This window comes from Pseudomonas sp. EA_35y_Pfl2_R111 (assembly GCF_963970955.1).
Classification (GTDB): Bacteria; Pseudomonadota; Gammaproteobacteria; order Pseudomonadales; family Pseudomonadaceae; genus Aquipseudomonas.
The window spans coordinates 230,094-247,632 of record NZ_CAXAOM010000003.1 but is presented as its reverse complement, the minus strand read 5'-3'; the positions used below and the strand labels follow the sequence as shown (position 1 = coordinate 247,632).

Genomic DNA, 17,539 nt, shown 5'->3' with positions numbered 1-17,539 from the left:
CGTTAGCCCGGGTAGCTCAGTCGGTAGAGCAGGGGATTGAAAATCCCCGTGTCGGCGGTTCGATTCCGTCCCCGGGCACCAAATACAGAGAAAGGCTCACAGCGATGTGGGCCTTTTCTTTATCTACAGAAAGCTATCTGCAGAAAAAGCTGGCGACCTCGCTCGCCCTGCGCCATGTTCAGCACCGTCAGCCAACAGGGACGCCCGCTGCCATGCATGATCTGATTCGCGACACCTTCAGTAACGGCCATGCAGCGCTGCAACTGCGCCAGCGCCTGGACTCGTCGGCACCCGCCAAGCGGTTTATCAGCCAACCTATCCGTAACACGCCCGATCAAGATGCAACGAGCCCGGCAACTATCAAGCAAACCTTGACAGTTCACTCCGGCTGCCTGATTAACCCTGCTCCGCTTACCGTCCGTAATCCCTGATTCAGCCAAGAAGAAGCCCATGAGCCATAGCCCCATCAGCCAGGACGAAATCAACGCCATTATCTGGAAGTCCTGCGACACCTTCCGTGGCAGCGTGGATGCCAGCGACTACAAGAACTACGTGCTGACCATGTTGTTCTTGAAGTACCTGAGCGACGTCTGGCAGGACCACTACGAGGGATATGTGGCCAAGTACGGCAACGAGCCGGCGCTGATCGCCGCCATGATGAAGACCGAGCGCTTTGTGCTGCCCGAGTCCGCCAACTTCTACAGCCTGCATGACAAACGCCATCTGCCCGGCAACGGCGAGCGTATCGACGAAGCCCTGCACGCCATCGAAGACGCCAATAGCGCCAAGCTGCGCGGCGTATTCCAGGACATCAGCTTTAACGCCAACAAGCTCGGCGAAGAAAAAAGCAAAAACAACCTGCTGCGCCACCTGCTTGAAGACTTCGCCCAGGCAGATATGAACTTGCGCCCCTCGCGCATCGGCAGCCAGGACATTATCGGCAACGCCTACGAGTTTCTGATTTCGCGCTTTGCCGCCGGTGCCGGCAAAACCGCCGGCGAGTTCTATACCCCGGCCCAGGTCAGCGACCTGCTGGCCGAATTGCTCGACCCGCAACCTGGCGAGCAGATTTGCGATCCGGCATGCGGGTCTGCATCCCTCTTGATGAAATGCGGGCGCAAGGTGCTGGAGAAAACCGGCTCGCGCAATTACGCCCTGTTCGGCCAGGAATCCATCGGCGCCACCTGGGCCCTGGCCAAGATGAACCTGTTTCTGCACGGCGAAGAAAACCACGACCTGCGCTGGGGCGACAGCATCCGCCACCCGCAACTGCTCGACGCCAGCGGCGGCCTGATGCACTTCGACGTAGTTACCGCCAACCCGCCCTTCTCCCTGGAGAAATGGGGCATCGAACAGGCCGAGAACGACAAGTACGGTCGCTTCCAGCGCGGCATCCCGCCGAAAACCAAGGGCGACTACGCCTTTATCCTGCATATGATCGAAACCCTGAAGCCGGACACAGGCCGTATGGGCGTGGTAGTGCCCCACGGCGTGCTGTTCCGTGGCGGCAGCGAAGGCAAAATCCGCCAGGCGCTGATCGAAGAAAACCTGCTGGATGCGGTGATCGGCCTGCCGGAAAAACTGTTCTTCGGCACCGGCATCCCGGCGGCAATTCTGCTGTTCCGCAAAACCAAGAGCAGCGAGGACGTGATCTTTATCGACGCCTCCCGCGACTTTATGGCCGGCAAAAACCAGAACCAACTCGGCCCGCAGCAACTTGAGCGCATCGTTGCCGCCTACCGCGCCCGCCAGCACCAGAGCCGCTATGCCGAATGCGTCAGCCTGCAAGCCATCCGCGATAACGACTACAACCTGAATATCCCGCGCTATGTGGATACCTTTGAGGCTGAAGACGAGATTGATCTGCTGGCGATTAAGGCCGAGCGCGAGGGGTTAGAGCGGGAGTTGGTGGAGTTAAAGCGGGGGATGGATGGGTATTTGAAGGAGCTGGGTTATGGTGCCTGAAGGGTGGACTGTTAATTATCTTTCCGACTTATCCTTAAAAATTAGCGATGGAATTCACACCACTCCAAAATATGTAGACCAATCAGACATCTACTTTATAAACGGAAACAACTTAAAAAGCGGCACTATAGAAATAGGAAACACAACAAAAAACGTCTCCCTTGATGAGCTCGAAAAGCACCGAAAGGACCTTTCCGACAGAACCATATTGATGTCCATAAATGGCACGATAGGAAATCTTGCCTACTACAAAGGCGAAAAAGTAGTTCTAGGCAAGAGCGCCGCATATATCAATATCAATAATGAAACCAACAAAAATTTTATCTACCACGCCCTATCCAGCGAAGAGATTCAGAACTACTTCATTTCAGAACTCACTGGATCAACGATTAGAAACCTCTCATTAAAGTCAATAAAGTCAACTCGCATTAAGACTCCGCCTCTGCCGGAGCAAACCAAGATCGCCCAAATCCTTTCCACCTGGGACAAAGCCATCGCCACCACCGAGCGCCTGCTTGCCAATAGCCAGCAACAAAAGCAGGCACTGTTGGGGCCGTTGCTATCCGGGCAAAAGCGCTTTGCGGGTTACCCCGAGTGGGTCAGCACCCCCATTGCAAAGCTACTGACCGAGAGCCGCTTGCCCGGCAGTAATGGCGAAGTTGCCAAAAAGATCACCGTTAAGCTGTATGGCAACGGCGTGTTCGCCAAGGATGAAAAGCGCATCGGCAGCGAATCCACCAAATACTTCACCCGCAAGGCTGGCCAGTTTATTTACAGCAAACTGGACTTTCTCAACGGTGCATTCGGCATCATCCCCGAGCATTTGGACGGCTACGAAAGCACACTCGACTTGCCGGCATTCGACTTCACCGAATATGTCGAGCCCGCTTGGCTTGTGCAGTACATATCCCGCGAAGAGTTCTACAGCGCACAACTGGGCCTGGCCAATGGCGGGCGCAAGGCAAGGCGCGTCAATCCCGCAGATTTACTGCGCATTGAAATCCCCCTGCCCTCACTCCCCGAACAACAAAAAATCGCCCAAGTACTCTCCACCGCCGACGCCGAAATCAGCAATCTGCAAGCCCAGCTGGCCAAGCTCAAGTTGGAGAAAAAAGCCCTGATGCAACAACTGCTCACCGGCCAGCGCCGGGTGCGGCTGGACGACGAACTGGAAGAGGAGCCGCAGATTCGTAGGGCGGGTTAGGCCGCCCCCCGGCGGGCTTGCGGCATTCACCCCATCCATGGGGATTGCGCCTATCACGGTCGCAAAGGCTACGGCCAAGCCCGACTGCGCCGCGTAACCCACCATCGCGGCCTACCGGTAAACCGCAATGCTGGGTTACGCGGCGCACGACCTGCGTGGCGCGGCCTACAACTACGACCCGCGCCGCTAACCCACCCTACAATCTGGCCAGCGTGTAGGGTGGATAACGCTGTTTTTATCCACCTTAAAATCGCCACGGTGGATGGGTGAAGCGTCATCCACCCTACGAAAAGCCGGATGCCACAACGGCTCACCGGCCAACGCCGAGTACGGCTGGACGAAGAGGTGGAGACCTTATCGGTGTGGGAGGGGCCGGGCGGCGCTCCGCTTTCGCCACGATTTGCGGCATCGCGGCTAAAGCCCCTCCCACAGAGCGACCGCGCCGCTACCCCACCCTACGTCGCGCCGCTGACTACCTAGCCTCGGCTAAACACCACCGCTATCACCCGAACCACGGAGCTGCATATGAAAACCGCCCCACTCAGCGACGCCGAACTGGATTTTGTCGAAAGCATCCTGCTCAAGTACGGCAACGATGACTCGATTTTGGACGCCTGCGAACTGGACGGTTTTTTCACCGCGCTGGTCTCCGGCCCCGAGGTAATACCGCCCAGCCGCTGGCTGCCGGCACTGTGGGGCGGCGTAACGCCCAAGTTCGCCAAGGATGCCGAACTGCAGCGCTTTATGAGCCTGCTGATTCAGCACATCAACAACTGCGTATTGATGCTGATGGAATACCCGGCGGAGTTCGCGGCGCTGTTCAGCACCCGCGAGTACCAAGGCGAAACCCTGACCATCGTTGAGGAATGGTGCTTCGGTTATATGCGCGGGGTAAGCCTGGGCCAATGGCCGGCGCTGCCGGAAGGCGAGGCCACGCACCTGGCGGCCATCGAGCTGCATGGCAGCGAAGCCAACTTCGCGCAGTTGGAGCACATGAGCCAGGCTGAGCACCAGCAGTCGGTCACTGCCATCGAACCCGCGGTGCGTGCCCTGCATGCGTATTGGCTGGCACAACGCAGCCAAACGGCCAGCCCGGCACAAACCCCGCTGCAGGCAGCGCCAAAAGCCGGGCGCAACGACCCCTGCCCGTGCGGCAGCGGCAAAAAATTCAAACAGTGCTGCCTGCACTAAGCGCAACGCAATCTGTAGGAGGGGCCGGCGGCGCTCCGCTTTAGCCGCGAGGGTTTACTGCCATGTGAGCAGTCGCGGCTAAATCCCCACAAAAGCCTCAGCAGCCCCGTAGCCTGGATGCAATCCGGGGCCGCCCGCATGAAACACCCCGGATTGCATCCGGGCTACCCGCGGCAGTAGCCGCAACGCTGCCAGACTCGGCGCTGGCTGGCGGCTCTGGTATCGTCTGCCAATCGCCCCGCAAGGAAGCCCCATGCAGCTCGCCAGCGTTCCGCCAACACACAGTGCTCGCGCCCGCACACCAGGCGATGGGGGCATCCCATGTTGATGCAATCCATTGAATCCTCGCTGACCGAGTTACATGCCCTCGACGAGCACCCGCGCATTGAGGCCAAGCGCGCCTCACAGGTTGGCAGTTCGCTGATGCAAAGCATCTGCGCCTTCGCCAACGAGCCGGGGCTGGGCGGCGGCTACCTACTGCTGGGGGTGTGCGAGCCGGACGAGCGGCATGCGGAGTTCTGGCCGGAAGGCGTGGCCGATGTCGACAAGTTGCTGAACGAGATTCAGGGCAATTGCCGCGAGCAATTCGAAACAGCTATCCCGGTACACAGCCAAACGGCGCTGGTCGAAGGCCAACGGCTGGTGGCGCTGTATGTGCCGGAACTGGATGCCGCGGCTAAGCCCTGCGTGTTCAGGGGTAGATTCGACAGCAAGAACAAGCGCAAGACCGGGGTCTGGCGGCGCGGGCTGAATGGTGATTACGAATGCTCGCAATATGAGCTAGAGCCGCTGTTGCTGGCCAAATCCGGCATGAGCTTCGAGCAGGTGATTTTGCCAGATGTCGAGTGGGATGACCTCGACAGCGGTGCCATCGCCCTTTATCGGCAGTTGCGCGGCCGCGTTCGCCCTCAGGCCGAGGAGTTGCAGGCCAGCGACGAGGAAATGCTGCGCGCACTTAACCTGGTCAAACAGATCGACGGGCGCTGGCGGCCGAATGTGGCGGGTTTGTTGTTACTGGGCAAGCCGCTGGCGCTGCGTCGACTACTGCCGGCCGTGCGGGTGGACTATGTGCGTATCCAGGGTACGCAGTGGGTCGAAAACCCCGAGCAGCGCTTCGCCACCACCCAGGATTTTCGCGAGCCGCTGCTGCGCCTGATCGTCCGTCTGGAGGCGACCATTCTGGACGATATGCCGCGCCACTTCCGTTTGCGCGAAGGCGAAACCCAGCGCTCCGACCAACCTCTGCTGCCGCAGAAGGTGATCCGCGAGGCGGTGGTCAATGCGCTGATGCACCGCGACTATCAGGTCAACCAGCCAACCCTGGTGGTGCGTTACAGCAATCGCCTAGAAATCCGCAATGCCGGCTATTCGCTCAAGCCCACCGCCCTGCTCGGCGAAATGGATTCGCAGTTGCGCAATCCGCTCATCGCCGCCGTGCTGTATGACCTGGACTTTGCCGAAACCAAAGGCACCGGCATTCGCACCATGCGCCGCCTGCTGCAAGAGCTGGGGCTGACCGCGCCGGTATTCGCCAGCCATCAGTTGGAGAACCAGTTCACCGCCGTGTACCTGCTGCATCAACTGCTGGGTGAAGAACAACTGCGCTGGCTGCAGCAGTTCAGCCATCTGCAGCTGACCGCCGATGAGGCCAAGGCGCTGATACTGGCGGCCGAAACCGGCGCAGTGGACAACGCCGCGCTGCGCGCCATCAGCGACCTGGATACCCTGGCCGCCAGCCAGACCCTGAGCCGTCTGCACCATCAACGCGGCTTGCTGGTAAAAGGCGGCGCGGGGCCGGCGACCTACTACCAGTTGGCGGAGCTGCCGGGCCTGCCGCTGTTCCCGACAGAAGGCCGGGCTGGCAATGACCTTGGGGCAAATACGAGTGACCTCGGCGCAAATACGAGTGACCTCAACCCAAATACGAGTGACCTCGGCGTAAATACGAGTGACCTGCCCGAGCCATTGCGCAAGGCGCTAGCGGCGCTTTCGCCCAAGGCGCGCAAGCATACACTCTGGCCGCTGATCCTCTGGCTGTGCGCCCTGCGCCCGCACAATGCGGAGCAACTGGCAAGGCAATTGAATCGCCAGGTGGTAGCGCTGAAGACCGGCCATTTGAATCCGCTGCGCGAGCAACAAGGCCTGCTGCAATACCGGTACCCCGAAGTGATCAACCATCCGCAACAAGCCTATGTGACCAGCGCTGCCGGTCGCCTATGGTTGGCCGAACAAGGAATAGTGCTGTGAGCATCACACCCGCCTTTGCCCACCCCAAGTTCGAAGAAGAGTTCAGCGCCAAGATCCCCGCCCTGGCGCTGCTGGCCAATCTGGGTTTTACCTATCTAAGCCCCAGCCAGGCGCTGCAACTGCGCGGCAGCAAGGAGCGCGTAGTGCTGGCCCCGGTGCTGCGCGCCGAGCTGGCCAAGCGGCGCTTTTTCAGCAATGGCGTGGAGCATGGTCTGAGCGAGGCGGCGTTGACCAAGCTGGTCAGCGAGATCAGCCACCCACCGCTGAACGAGGGTTTACAGGCGGCCAACCAGCGTCTGTCCGACCAATTGCTGTACGGGGTAAGCGTTGGCGACTTTGTCGTCGGCAGCAAGGTTAACCCGACCATCGCGCTGATCGACTGGGGCGACCTGAGCAATAACAGCTTTCACCTGACCGAGGAGCTGGGCGTGGGCTGCACCAGCGGTATCGGCCAGCGCCTCCCGGATATCGTGCTCTATGTAAACGGTCTGCCACTGGTGGTAATCGAGGCCAAGCGCCCAGATGCCAATAACGGCAAGGACCTGATTCAGCAGGGTATCTCGCAGATGCTGCGCAACCAGCGCGCCGATGAAATCCCCCAGCTGTTCGCCTTTAGCCAGTTGCTGCTGGTGGTCGATGGCAGTGGCGGGCGCTACGGCACCGTGGGTACCACCGAGAAGTTCTGGGCGGCCTGGCGCGAGGAGGAAATCGGCGAGGTGGCTTTCGCCGAGTTGAAGAACCGCCCGCTGAATACAGAACAGGAGCGGGCGATATTCGCCCAGCGCTCCGCCGCCAGCCTTGCCTGGTATCGCAGCTGGCTGGCCGGCGGGTTGCTGGCCAGCCAGCAGGACAAACTGTTGGCCAGCCTGTGCCGGCCGGATCGCCTGCTGGAGCTGGTGCGTTTTTACACCTACAGCGACAACAAGCACGGCAAGATAGTCGCGCGTTACCAGCAGGTGTTCGGCATCCGCGCGTTGCTTGCGCGCATTCAGCAGCGCGATGTGCGCGGCGCACGCCAGGGTGGGGTGATCTGGCATACCACCGGCTCGGGCAAATCGATCACCATGCTGTTGCTGGCCAAGGCGCTGATCTTCCACCCTCAGCTGCAGAACTGCCGGGTGCTGGTGATCACCGACCGCACCGATCTGGAAGCCCAGCTGAGCAAAACCTTCGCCAGCGCCGGGGTACTCACCGAACGTGATCAACAGGAAGCGCTGAGCCAATCCGGCCGACACCTGGCCCAGCAGATCGGCAAGGGCTCGGCGCGGGTGATGTTCAGCCTGATCCAGAAATTCAATTCGGCGGCCAAGCTGCCCGAGTGCCACAACGACAGCAGCGACTTTATCGTGCTGGTAGACGAAGGCCATCGCTCCCAGGGCGGCGAGAACCATGTGCAGATGCGCCTGGCATTGCCCAATGCGGCCTTTGTTGCTTTTACCGGCACGCCGCTGCTGCTGAAGGAAAAAACCCAAAGCAAGTTCGGCCCCATCGTGCATGCCTACACCATGCAGCGCGCCGTGGAAGACGGCACGGTGACCCCGCTGCTATACGAGGAGCGGCGCCTGGAGCTTGATGTGAACGACCGCGCCATCGACAGCTGGTTCGAGCGCAGCACCCGAGGCCTGAGCGAGGCGCAGCAGGCCGACCTGAAGAAGAAGTTTGCCAAGAAGGGCGAGCTGTACAAAGCGTTGGGCCGGTTGGAGCTGATCGCCCATGACATCAGCGAACACTTCAGCAGCTCGGTGCTGGACGGCCTGAAAGGCCAGGTGGCGTGTGACAGCCGGGTGTCGGCGATTCGCCTGAAGGGTTTTCTCGACGAGATTGGCCTGGTCAGCTCGGCGCTGGTGATGTCCGCCCCGGATAGCCGCGAGGGCAATAGCGACAGCGACGAAGACAGCAAGTCGGTGGTGCAGGCCTGGTGGGACAAGCATGTCGGCAAGGAAGACGGCACCGTCTACAAGCAACGGATGATCGACGCCTTTGCTCAGGACGATGGCCCCGACTTGCTGATTGTCATCGACCAGTTGCTCACCGGCTTCGACGAGCCGCGCAACGCGGTGTTGTACATCGACAAGAACCTCAAGCAGCACAACCTGATCCAGGCCATTGCGCGGGTCAATCGCCTGCACCCGCTGAAAAAGCATGGCTTGCTGATCGACTATCGCGGCATCCTCGGCGAGCTGGATATCACCATCGCCCAGTATCAGGACCTGGCCACGCGCACCCAGGGCGGTTACAGCATCGAAGATCTGGATGGCCTGTACAGCCCGATGAGCACCGAATACAAGAAGCTGCCGGGCCTGTACCAGCAGCTATGGGCGATGTTCGCTGAGGTGAAGAACACCCAGGACATTGAGCAGATGCTGGCGGTGCTGTTGCCACGCCTGCAGGAGGTGGATGGCGCGCAGGTGGATACGCGGCAGAAAACTCGTGATGACTTCTATGCGCTGCTCAGCGAGTTCGCCGCCTGCCTGGCGATTGCCTTGCAGTCGCAGGCGTTCTTTCAGGACAAAAGCGTCAGCGAGCAGAACCGCCGCCAGTACAAGGAGACAGTCAAGCAGCTGTCCAACCTGCGCCAGCGCCTCAAGCAGGCCACCGGCGATACCGTGGATTACGACGAGTACGCGGTGCAGGTGAAAAAGCTGATGGACAAGCATGTACTTGGCATCGGCGTGCGCGAATCCAAGGGCGCTTATGTGGTGGGCGATATGGGCGTGCACAAACCGGAGGCCTGGAGCGAGGAGAAGACCCGCAACGAGAAGGACATCATCCAGACCCGGCTGACCAAGGAAATCGACCAGTTGCTGGACGATCCTTATGCGCAGAAACGTTTCTCCGAGCTGCTACGCCAGGTGATCGCCGAGGCCGATGCGCTGTTCGATAACCCGCTCAAGGAGTACCTGCTGTTCAAGTCGTTCGACGAGCAGCTGCAGCAGCGCCAGCTCGACGAACTACCCGATGCGGTACGCGGCAACCCCCATGTGCAGGCGTATTTCGGCGCCTTCAAGCTGCTGCTGGATGAGCAGCGTGTGGCCGCCGAGGCCATCGACACGCCGCACTGGGTTCTACTGGCCGAGCAGACCGACGCCATCGTCAGCCAGGCGGTACGGGAGTTTTCCATCAACCCACTGAATATCGAGGCGGCGGTGCGTCAGCAACTGCTGCCGCTGTACTTTATGGCGCTAAAAACTCTGGGCCTGGGTATGGATCAGGTACAAGCGCTGGTGGAGCAAGTGGTGCAGATTGTCCGCGCCGGGACGCGCAAAGTCTGATGGCCAGCCTGCATTACGGCGGCGAGACGATTGCCTATCAGGTGCAGCACGTACCACGCCCGGCGCGCAAACTGACCATCAAGGTGCAGCCCGATGGCCAGGTACTGGTAATGGCGCCGGCCGAGGCCAGCGCAGAGCAGATCACTGCAGGGGTCAACAAGCGCGCTCGCTGGATCTGGGAGCAACTGCAGCCGATCCGCGAACGCCTGCTGCATGTGCGCCCACGCCAGTACATCAGTGGCGAAACCTATTTCTACCTAGGTAAGCGCCACCCGCTGAAAGTCCAGGAAGACGCCCGCGCACCGCAACAGGTCAAGCTGCTGCGCGGCATGCTGTGCATCACGGTGCGGCAGAACCGCCCGGAGAAAGTTCGCGAGTTGTTATTCGCCTGGTACAAAGCCCGCGCCCGCGAGCAGTTCAATCAGCGTCTGGAGCGTCTGACACCACAGGCCCGCTGGCTCACACAAAAGCCGGCCCTGCGCTTGCTGACCATGCAGACGCAGTGGGGTAGTTGCTCGCATTCCGGCACCCTGACGCTCAACCCACATCTGGTCAAAGCCCCATCCGAATGCATCGACTATGTGCTGTTGCACGAGCTTTGCCATCTGGCCGAGCACAATCACTCGGAAGCCTTCTGGCGCTTGCTCGATCAGTTGATGCCGGACTGGCAGTCGATCAAGGCGCGCTTGGATGAGATGGTGGAGTTGTATTTGAATGATGTGCGTTGAGACGACTTTTTGCGTCTGCGCGACAGCCAACTGTAACCAGGCGACACCGTGACCGGCCAAGCCCGGCGCGGCCGGTAAACGGCTTGGCGGTCAGCGAAACGCTATGCTAGCTTGACGCCTCGCCAGGAAGGCCACGCATCGCCTGAGCGCATTCGAAGAATAAGAGGACACTCCATGGCCGAGGCCACGCCCGCGCTGGAAATACGCGACCTGCATAAACGCTACGGCGACCTTGAGGTGCTCAAGGGCATCTCCCTCACCGCTCGCGACGGCGATGTGATTTCCATCCTCGGCTCTTCCGGCTCCGGCAAGTCGACCTTTCTGCGCTGTATCAACCTGCTGGAAAACCCGCACAAAGGGCAGATCATCCTCTCGGGCGAAGAGCTCAAGCTCAAAGCCGCGAAGAATGGCGATCTGGTCGCCGCCGACAGCCGCCAGATCAATCGCCTGCGCAGCGAGATCGGCTTCGTCTTCCAGAATTTCAATCTGTGGCCACACATGAGCGTGCTCGACAACATCATCGAGGCGCCGCGCCGCGTGTTGGGGCAGAGCAAGGCCGAGGCCATCGAAGTGGCCGAGGCGCTGCTGGCCAAGGTCGGTATCGCCGACAAGCGCCACGTTTATCCGAATCAGCTTTCCGGCGGCCAGCAACAGCGCGCAGCGATTGCCCGCACCCTGGCCATGCAGCCGAAAGTCATCCTGTTCGATGAGCCCACTTCGGCCCTCGACCCGGAGATGGTACAAGAAGTGCTTAATGTGATCCGCGCACTCGCCGAGGAAGGCCGCACCATGTTGCTGGTTACCCACGAGATGGGCTTTGCCCGTCAGGTGTCCAGCGAGGTGGTATTCCTGCATCAGGGCCTGGTTGAAGAGCAGGGCTCCCCGGAGCAGGTATTCGACAACCCGAACTCGGCGCGCTGCAAACAATTCATGTCCAGCAATCACTAAAACACGGAGCAACTACGCATGCAGAACTACAAGAATATCCTGCTGGCCGCTGTCGCCACCCTGGCCTTCGGCACCAGCGCCGTCGCGGCGGACAAGCTGAAACTGGGTACCGAAGGCGCTTACCCACCGTTCAACCTGATTGACGCCAGCGGCCAGGTTGGCGGCTTTGACGTGGAAATCGGTCAGGCCCTGTGCGCCAAGATGAAAGCCGAGTGCGAAGTGGTCACCTCCGACTGGGACGGCATCATCCCAGCCCTGAACGCGAAGAAATTCGACTTCCTGATCGCCTCCATGTCGATCACTGAAGAGCGCAAGGCCGCAGTTGATTTCACCGAGCCCTACTACACCAACAAGCTGCAGTTCATCGCGCCAAAAGGCGGCGATTTCAAGACCGATAAAGCCAGCCTCAAAGGCAAAGTGATCGGTGCCCAGCGCGCCACCATCGCCGGCACCTGGCTGGAAGACAACCTGGACGGCGTGGTTGATATCAAGCTGTACGACACCCAGGAAAATGCCTACCTCGACCTGGCCTCGGGCCGCCTTGATGGCGTGTTGGCTGACACCTTCGTCAACTGGGAATGGCTGAAGAGCGACGCCGGCAAAAGCTTCGAATTCAAGGGCGACCCGGTATTCGACAACGACAAGATCGGTATCGCCGTACGCAAGGGCGATGCCCTGCGCGAGAAGCTGAACGCCGCACTGGCCGAGATCGTCGCTGACGGCACCTACAAGAAGATCAACGACAAGTACTTCCCGTTCAGCATCTACTAAGCTGCCGGCACTGCGCCGCCCGCCCGGGCGGCGCAGGCTTCTGAGCCCCTATGAATTTCGACCTCTACGGATTCGGCCCGGCCCTGGCTGCTGGCACCCTGATGACCATCAAGCTGGCGCTCAGCGCGCTGTGCCTAGGTCTGGTGCTCGGCTTGCTCGGCGCCCTCGCCAAGACTTCCCCGTACAAGCCGCTGCAATGGCTTGGCGGTACTTACTCGACCATCGTGCGCGGGATCCCCGAGCTGCTCTGGGTGTTGCTGATCTATTTCGGCACCGTGCAGCTGATGCGCAACCTGGCGGACCTGCTCGGCATCGAAAGCCTTGAGCTGAACGCCTTCGCCGCCGGCACCATTGCCCTCGGCATCTGCTTCGGCGCGTACGCCACCGAGGTGTTTCGCGGCGCAATCCTGGCCATCCCCAAGGGTCACCGCGAAGCCGGCCAAGCCTTAGGCATGTCCAAACCACGAATCTTCTGGCGACTGATCCTGCCGCAGATGTGGCGCATCGCCCTGCCCGGGCTGGGCAACCTGTTTATGATCCTGATGAAGGACACCGCACTGGTGTCGGTGATCGGCCTGGAAGAAATCATGCGCCGCTCGCAAATCGCCGTAACGTCCAGCAAAGAGCCTTTCACCTTTTTTCTGGTGGCGGCCTTTATCTACCTCGGCCTGACCGTCCTCGCGATGATTGGCATGCACTTCCTTGAAAAACGCTCCAGCCGTGGCTTTGTCAGGAGCGCATCATGAGAAAAATCTCTGAAATAGCTGCCTGGTCAGTTGCCGTTGCGCTGATCGCCTATGCGCTCTGGGGCGGCCTTACCGCCCTCAACTGGGACGTGATCATCAAGTGGCTGCCGCGCCTGTCTGAAGGCGCCCTGCTGACCCTGGAGCTGGTGGCCATCGCGGTTCTCGCCGGGCTGATTCTCGCACTGCCGATGGGTATCGCCCGCGCCTCGCGGCACTGGTATGTGCGCGCCCTGCCCTACGGCTACATCTTCTTTTTCCGTGGCACGCCGCTGCTGGTGCAGTTGTTCCTGGTCTATTACGGCCTGGCACAGTTCGATGCAGTGCGCGAAGGCCCGCTTTGGCCCTATCTGCGCTCCCCGTACTGGTGCGCGGTGCTGACCATGACCATGCACACCGCCGCCTATATCGCCGAGATTTTACGTGGCGCGATTCAAGCCGTGCCGCCGGGCGAGATCGAAGCCGCGCGCGCACTGGGAATGTCGCGGGCCAAGACCATGTTCTATATCGTCCTGCCACGCGCGGCGCGGATTGGTTTGCCGGCCTACAGCAACGAAGTGATCCTGATGCTCAAGGCCAGTGCCCTGGCCAGCACCGTGACTCTGCTGGAGCTGACCGGCATGGCCCGCACCATCATCGCCCGCACCTACCTGCCGGTGGAGATCTTCTTTGCCGCTGGGATGTTCTACCTGCTGATCGCCTTCCTGCTGGTGCGCGGCTTCAAGCTGTTGGAACGCTGGCTGCGCGTCGACGCCTGCCAGGGCCGCTGATTGCCTGAGGGCTCGCCCCCTCAGGCACTGCCATCATGCCAACCACCACTCCCGCCCCAATCCTGCAAGACACTGCCCTGTTGCAGCGCTTCAACGCGCTCGACAGTTTTCTCACCGAACACCAGGCGCTGTGGCGACCACGGCCCTTTGTGCATTACCCGGCATTGCCCTGGGAAGCCAACCACCCACAGCTGGCAGCCTGGCTCCGAGCACAAAGCCTGGAGCATGCCGAAGCAGCGCATAACCAGCCACATCTGCTGCAAGCGCCAGCACCCTTCCCGCAACTGGCCGCTCAGGCTTACACGCTAAGCCAGATCGGTGAACTGCCACAGCTACCCGCGACGGTATTGCCTGCGCGCTTTAGCGCAGATGTGCCGGGCCGCAAGTGGCAGCAGATCGACGCCTTCGCCCGCAGCCTGAGCTTTAGCCATACACCGCAGCACTGGCTGGACTGGTGCGCCGGCAAAGGCCACCTCGGCCGCATGCTCGCACATGGCGGCGGCAGCCTGACCTGCCTGGAATACGACCCCCAGCTGGTCAGCAGCGGTCAACAACTCAGCCATAAACTCGGCATCGCCGCACAGCATATCGAGCAGGACGTGCTGGCTGACAACGCTGGGGCGCAACTGCAGCCACAGCACACACCCGTGGCGCTGCATGCCTGCGGCGAGCTGCATACACGCTTGCTGCAACTGGCCAGCCAGGTCGGCTGCCAACAAATGGCCGTCGCGCCCTGCTGCTACAACCGCATTAGCACAGCTACCTATCAGCCGCTGTCAGCAAGCGCCCAGGCATCAACACTGCGACTGTCCATCGACGATCTCGGCGTACCCCTAAGCGAAACCGTCACCGCCGGCGCGCGGGTACGCCGCCAGCGCGACCAATCCATGGCACGTCGCCTGGCCTTTGACCTGCTGCAACGCCAGTTGCGCGGCAGCGATGAATACCTCCCTACCCCATCCCTGCCAGCGGCCTGGCTGGACAAGCCCTTTGCCGACTACTGCAAAGACCTCGCGACACTCAAACAACTGCCCACACCCGCGCCCCAGGATTGGCAACAACTGGAGCAACAAGGCTGGCAACGCCTGGCCGAGGTACGCAATCTGGAACTGCTGCGCAACCTGTTCCGCCGGCCACTGGAACTCTGGCTACTGCTCGACCGCGCGCTGTTCCTGCAAGAACAAGGCTACAACGTGCGCCTTGGCACGTTTTGCAGCCGCCAACAGAGCCCGCGCAACCTGCTGCTGCTGGCCGAGCGCCGGTAGCAGTTGCCCACCATATCTGTGGATAACTCTGTTGACAGAATCTGAGCAAATCACGCAAACGCCCGCCCCAGCTGCATATCGTCACTCTGCGCATTTTTTGACCTTGATATATCTCTTGTAAAAACATGTACTTAGCTCATACCGCGAACCAGCGCACAATGTCCGCGCACGCTCGTGCCAAATGCCCTGCATATGTGCATAAGCCTTTTGCTGCTGATAACAATGCCTGCACAGAACTATGCTCAGACGGCTTTACTCAGCCAAACGAATGGATATAATGGCGACCCTCAATGGCCGGTATAGCTCAGCTGGTAGAGCAACTGACTTGTAATCAGTAGGTCCCGGGTTCGATTCCTGGTGCCGGCACCATATAAAGAAAGCCCCGCAGCGATGCGGGGTTTTTTTATGCATTTTAAAAGTGCGATGGCTTGCCCGCCCAGACTCCACTTGCAACACTGCCCTGCAATGTTCACCGATCACCTGACCGAAGAAGGTGTAGGCCCGTGCATATCCTTATCACCGGCGGTGCCGGCTTTATCGGTTCGGCGCTGATTCGTCATCTGCTGAATAATACCGAACACCAAGTACTCAACCTCGATAAGCTGACCTACGCCGGCAATCTCGAGTCGCTGGCCAGTGTTGCGGACCACCCCAGCTATAGCTTTGTGCACGCCGATATTGCCGATAGTGCGACCGTCAGCCAGGCACTGACCGAGTTTCAGCCGGATGCGATCATGCACCTGGCCGCCGAATCGCATGTCGACCGCTCCATCGATGGGCCGGCGGCATTTATCCAGACAAATATTGTTGGCACTTATGCGTTGCTCGAAGCCACTCGCAGTTACTGGTCGCAGCTTGATCCCGCGCGCAAGGCAGCGTTTCGCTTTCACCATATTTCCACCGATGAGGTGTATGGCGACCTGCACGGCGTAGACGATCTGTTCACCGAGACCACGCCCTATGCACCCAGCTCACCCTACTCGGCGAGCAAGGCCGCTTCGGATCACCTGGTGCGCGCCTGGCAACGCACCTATGGCTTGCCGGTGCTGATCAGCAACTGCTCGAACAATTACGGCCCCTATCACTTCCCAGAAAAGCTGATTCCACTGGTGATCCTCAATGCCCTAGATGGCAAGCCGCTACCGGTCTACGGCAATGGCCAGCAGATACGTGACTGGCTGTACGTCGAAGACCATGCCCGCGCGCTGTCAAAGGTGGTGACGGAAGGCAAGGTCGGTGAAACCTACAATATCGGCGGGCACAACGAACAGAAGAACCTGCATGTAGTCGAAAGCATCTGCGCGTTATTGGACGAATTGGCCCCGCGCCAAAGCGGCTCATATAAAGAGCAGATCAGCTTCGTCAGCGACCGCCCCGGCCATGACCTGCGTTATGCCATTGATGCCAGCAAGATCGAACGCGAACTGGGCTGGACACCTACCGAGACTTTCGCCAGCGGCCTGCGCAAAACCGTGCAATGGTATCTGGATAACCTCCACTGGTGCCGCCGCGTGCAGGATGGCAGCTACCAACGCGAACGCCTCGGCGCACTTCAAGGAGCGGCACGATGAAAGGCATCATTCTCGCCGGCGGTTCCGGCAGCCGCTTACACCCCATCACCCTGGGTGTATCCAAGCAGCTGTTGCCGATCTATGACAAGCCGATGATCTACTACCCGATCTCGGTACTGATGCTGGCTGGCGTGCGCGAGATTCTGATCATCTCGACCCCGCAGGACCTGCCGAACTTTCGCAAGATGCTCGGCGATGGTAGCCAGTTTGGTGTGCGTTTCGAGTACATCGAACAGCCCTCGCCAGACGGCCTGGCCCAGGCCTTTATTCTGGGCGAAGCGTTTATCGGCAGGGACTCGGTGTGCCTGATCCTCGGTGACAATATCTTTCACGGCCAGCACTTCACCGAACAACTGCTGCGCGTCGCAGCCCAGCCCTCTGGTGCCACTGTCTTCGGCTATTGGGTCAGTGATCCGCAACGCTATGGCGTTATCGAGTTTGATGAGCAGGGCAAGGCCATCTCCATCGAGGAGAAGCCCGCCGTGCCAAAGTCCAGCTACGCTGTAACCGGTCTGTATTTCTACGACAACGACGTGATCGAGATCGCCAAGGCAGTCAAGCCATCGCCACGCGGCGAGCTGGAAATCACCGACGTAAACAACGCCTACCTGCAGCGCGGCGACTTGCGCGTCGAACGCTTTGGTCGTGGCTTTGCCTGGCTCGATACCGGCACCCACGACAGCCTGCTGGAAGCCTCGCAATACGTGCAGACCATCGAGCACCGCCAGGGCCTGAAAGTCGCCTGCCTGGAAGAAATCGCCTACCAGCAAGGCTGGATCGATCGTCAGCAACTGCTGGCACAAGCCGCGGCCTTCGGCAAAATCGGCTATGGCCAGTACTTGTTCAAGCTGGCCGAGGAGTGAG

Annotated in this window: 14 protein-coding genes and 2 tRNA genes; all 16 read left to right on the top strand. The window is 60.2% G+C overall.

Annotation, left to right across the window (positions count from 1 at the left end; all coding sequences use genetic code 11):
• The first annotated feature begins 5 nt into the window (after positions 1 to 5).
• The 16 genes from AACY25_RS14105 to rfbA all read left to right on the top strand — a co-directional run bounded on the left by AACY25_RS14105 (position 6) and on the right by rfbA (position 17,538).
• Positions 6 to 81: transfer RNA gene (locus AACY25_RS14105), tRNA-Phe, on the top strand.
• Between the two features lie 23 nt (positions 82 to 104).
• A complete protein-coding gene (locus AACY25_RS14100; protein ID WP_339525331.1) occupies positions 105 to 431 on the top strand; it encodes a hypothetical protein in 327 nt (108 codons plus the stop codon).
• 19 nt (positions 432 to 450) lie between these two features.
• The gene (locus AACY25_RS14095; RefSeq protein WP_339525330.1) at positions 451 to 1,965 is read left to right on the top strand and encodes a type I restriction-modification system subunit M; all 1,515 of its coding nucleotides are present in this window, start codon (positions 451 to 453) and stop codon (positions 1,963 to 1,965) included.
• Positions 1,955 to 3,169: a restriction endonuclease subunit S gene (locus tag AACY25_RS14090; protein ID WP_339525329.1), complete on the top strand. Its 1,215-nt coding sequence runs from the start codon at positions 1,955 to 1,957 to the stop codon at positions 3,167 to 3,169. The genes AACY25_RS14095 and AACY25_RS14090 overlap by 11 nt, the downstream gene beginning before the upstream one ends.
• Positions 3,170 to 3,694: 525 nt before the next feature.
• The gene (locus tag AACY25_RS14085; RefSeq protein ID WP_339525328.1) at positions 3,695 to 4,360 is read left to right on the top strand and encodes a YecA/YgfB family protein; all 666 of its coding nucleotides are present in this window, start codon (positions 3,695 to 3,697) and stop codon (positions 4,358 to 4,360) included.
• Positions 4,361 to 4,681: 321 nt separating this feature from the next.
• Positions 4,682 to 6,607: an ATP-binding protein gene (locus AACY25_RS14080; protein ID WP_339525327.1), complete on the top strand. Its 1,926-nt coding sequence runs from the start codon at positions 4,682 to 4,684 to the stop codon at positions 6,605 to 6,607.
• A complete protein-coding gene (locus AACY25_RS14075) occupies positions 6,604 to 9,879 on the top strand; it encodes a type I restriction endonuclease subunit R (protein ID WP_339525326.1) in 3,276 nt (1,091 codons plus the stop codon). Before AACY25_RS14080 ends, AACY25_RS14075 begins: the two co-directional genes overlap by 4 nt.
• Complete coding sequence (locus AACY25_RS14070; RefSeq protein ID WP_339525325.1) at positions 9,879 to 10,607, top strand: M48 family metallopeptidase; 729 nt, start codon at positions 9,879 to 9,881, stop codon at positions 10,605 to 10,607. Before AACY25_RS14075 ends, AACY25_RS14070 begins: the two co-directional genes overlap by 1 nt.
• Positions 10,608 to 10,781: 174 nt before the next feature.
• Positions 10,782 to 11,555, top strand: a complete 774-nt coding sequence (locus AACY25_RS14065; protein ID WP_090378366.1) for an ABC transporter ATP-binding protein — start codon at positions 10,782 to 10,784, stop codon at positions 11,553 to 11,555.
• An 18-nt stretch (positions 11,556 to 11,573) separates the two neighbouring features.
• A complete protein-coding gene (locus tag AACY25_RS14060) occupies positions 11,574 to 12,326 on the top strand; it encodes an ABC transporter substrate-binding protein (RefSeq protein ID WP_339411631.1) in 753 nt (250 codons plus the stop codon).
• A gap of 50 nt (positions 12,327 to 12,376) precedes the next feature.
• Positions 12,377 to 13,072, top strand: a complete 696-nt coding sequence (locus AACY25_RS14055) for an ABC transporter permease (RefSeq protein WP_339525322.1) — start codon at positions 12,377 to 12,379, stop codon at positions 13,070 to 13,072.
• The gene (locus AACY25_RS14050) at positions 13,069 to 13,839 is read left to right on the top strand and encodes an ABC transporter permease (RefSeq protein WP_339525320.1); all 771 of its coding nucleotides are present in this window, start codon (positions 13,069 to 13,071) and stop codon (positions 13,837 to 13,839) included. The genes AACY25_RS14055 and AACY25_RS14050 overlap by 4 nt, the downstream gene beginning before the upstream one ends.
• 35 nt (positions 13,840 to 13,874) lie before the next feature.
• The gene (locus AACY25_RS14045; RefSeq protein WP_339525318.1) at positions 13,875 to 15,104 is read left to right on the top strand and encodes a methyltransferase; all 1,230 of its coding nucleotides are present in this window, start codon (positions 13,875 to 13,877) and stop codon (positions 15,102 to 15,104) included.
• Positions 15,105 to 15,397: 293 nt separating this feature from the next.
• Positions 15,398 to 15,473: transfer RNA gene (locus tag AACY25_RS14040), tRNA-Thr, on the top strand.
• A gap of 134 nt (positions 15,474 to 15,607) precedes the next feature.
• Positions 15,608 to 16,675, top strand: a complete 1,068-nt coding sequence (gene rfbB / locus AACY25_RS14035; protein WP_339525317.1) for a dTDP-glucose 4,6-dehydratase — start codon at positions 15,608 to 15,610, stop codon at positions 16,673 to 16,675.
• On the top strand, positions 16,672 to 17,538 hold the full coding sequence (gene rfbA, locus AACY25_RS14030) for a glucose-1-phosphate thymidylyltransferase RfbA (RefSeq protein ID WP_339525315.1): 867 nt from the start codon (positions 16,672 to 16,674) through the stop codon (positions 17,536 to 17,538). The genes rfbB and rfbA overlap by 4 nt, the downstream gene beginning before the upstream one ends.
• The last annotated feature ends 1 nt before the right edge of the window (position 17,539 follow it).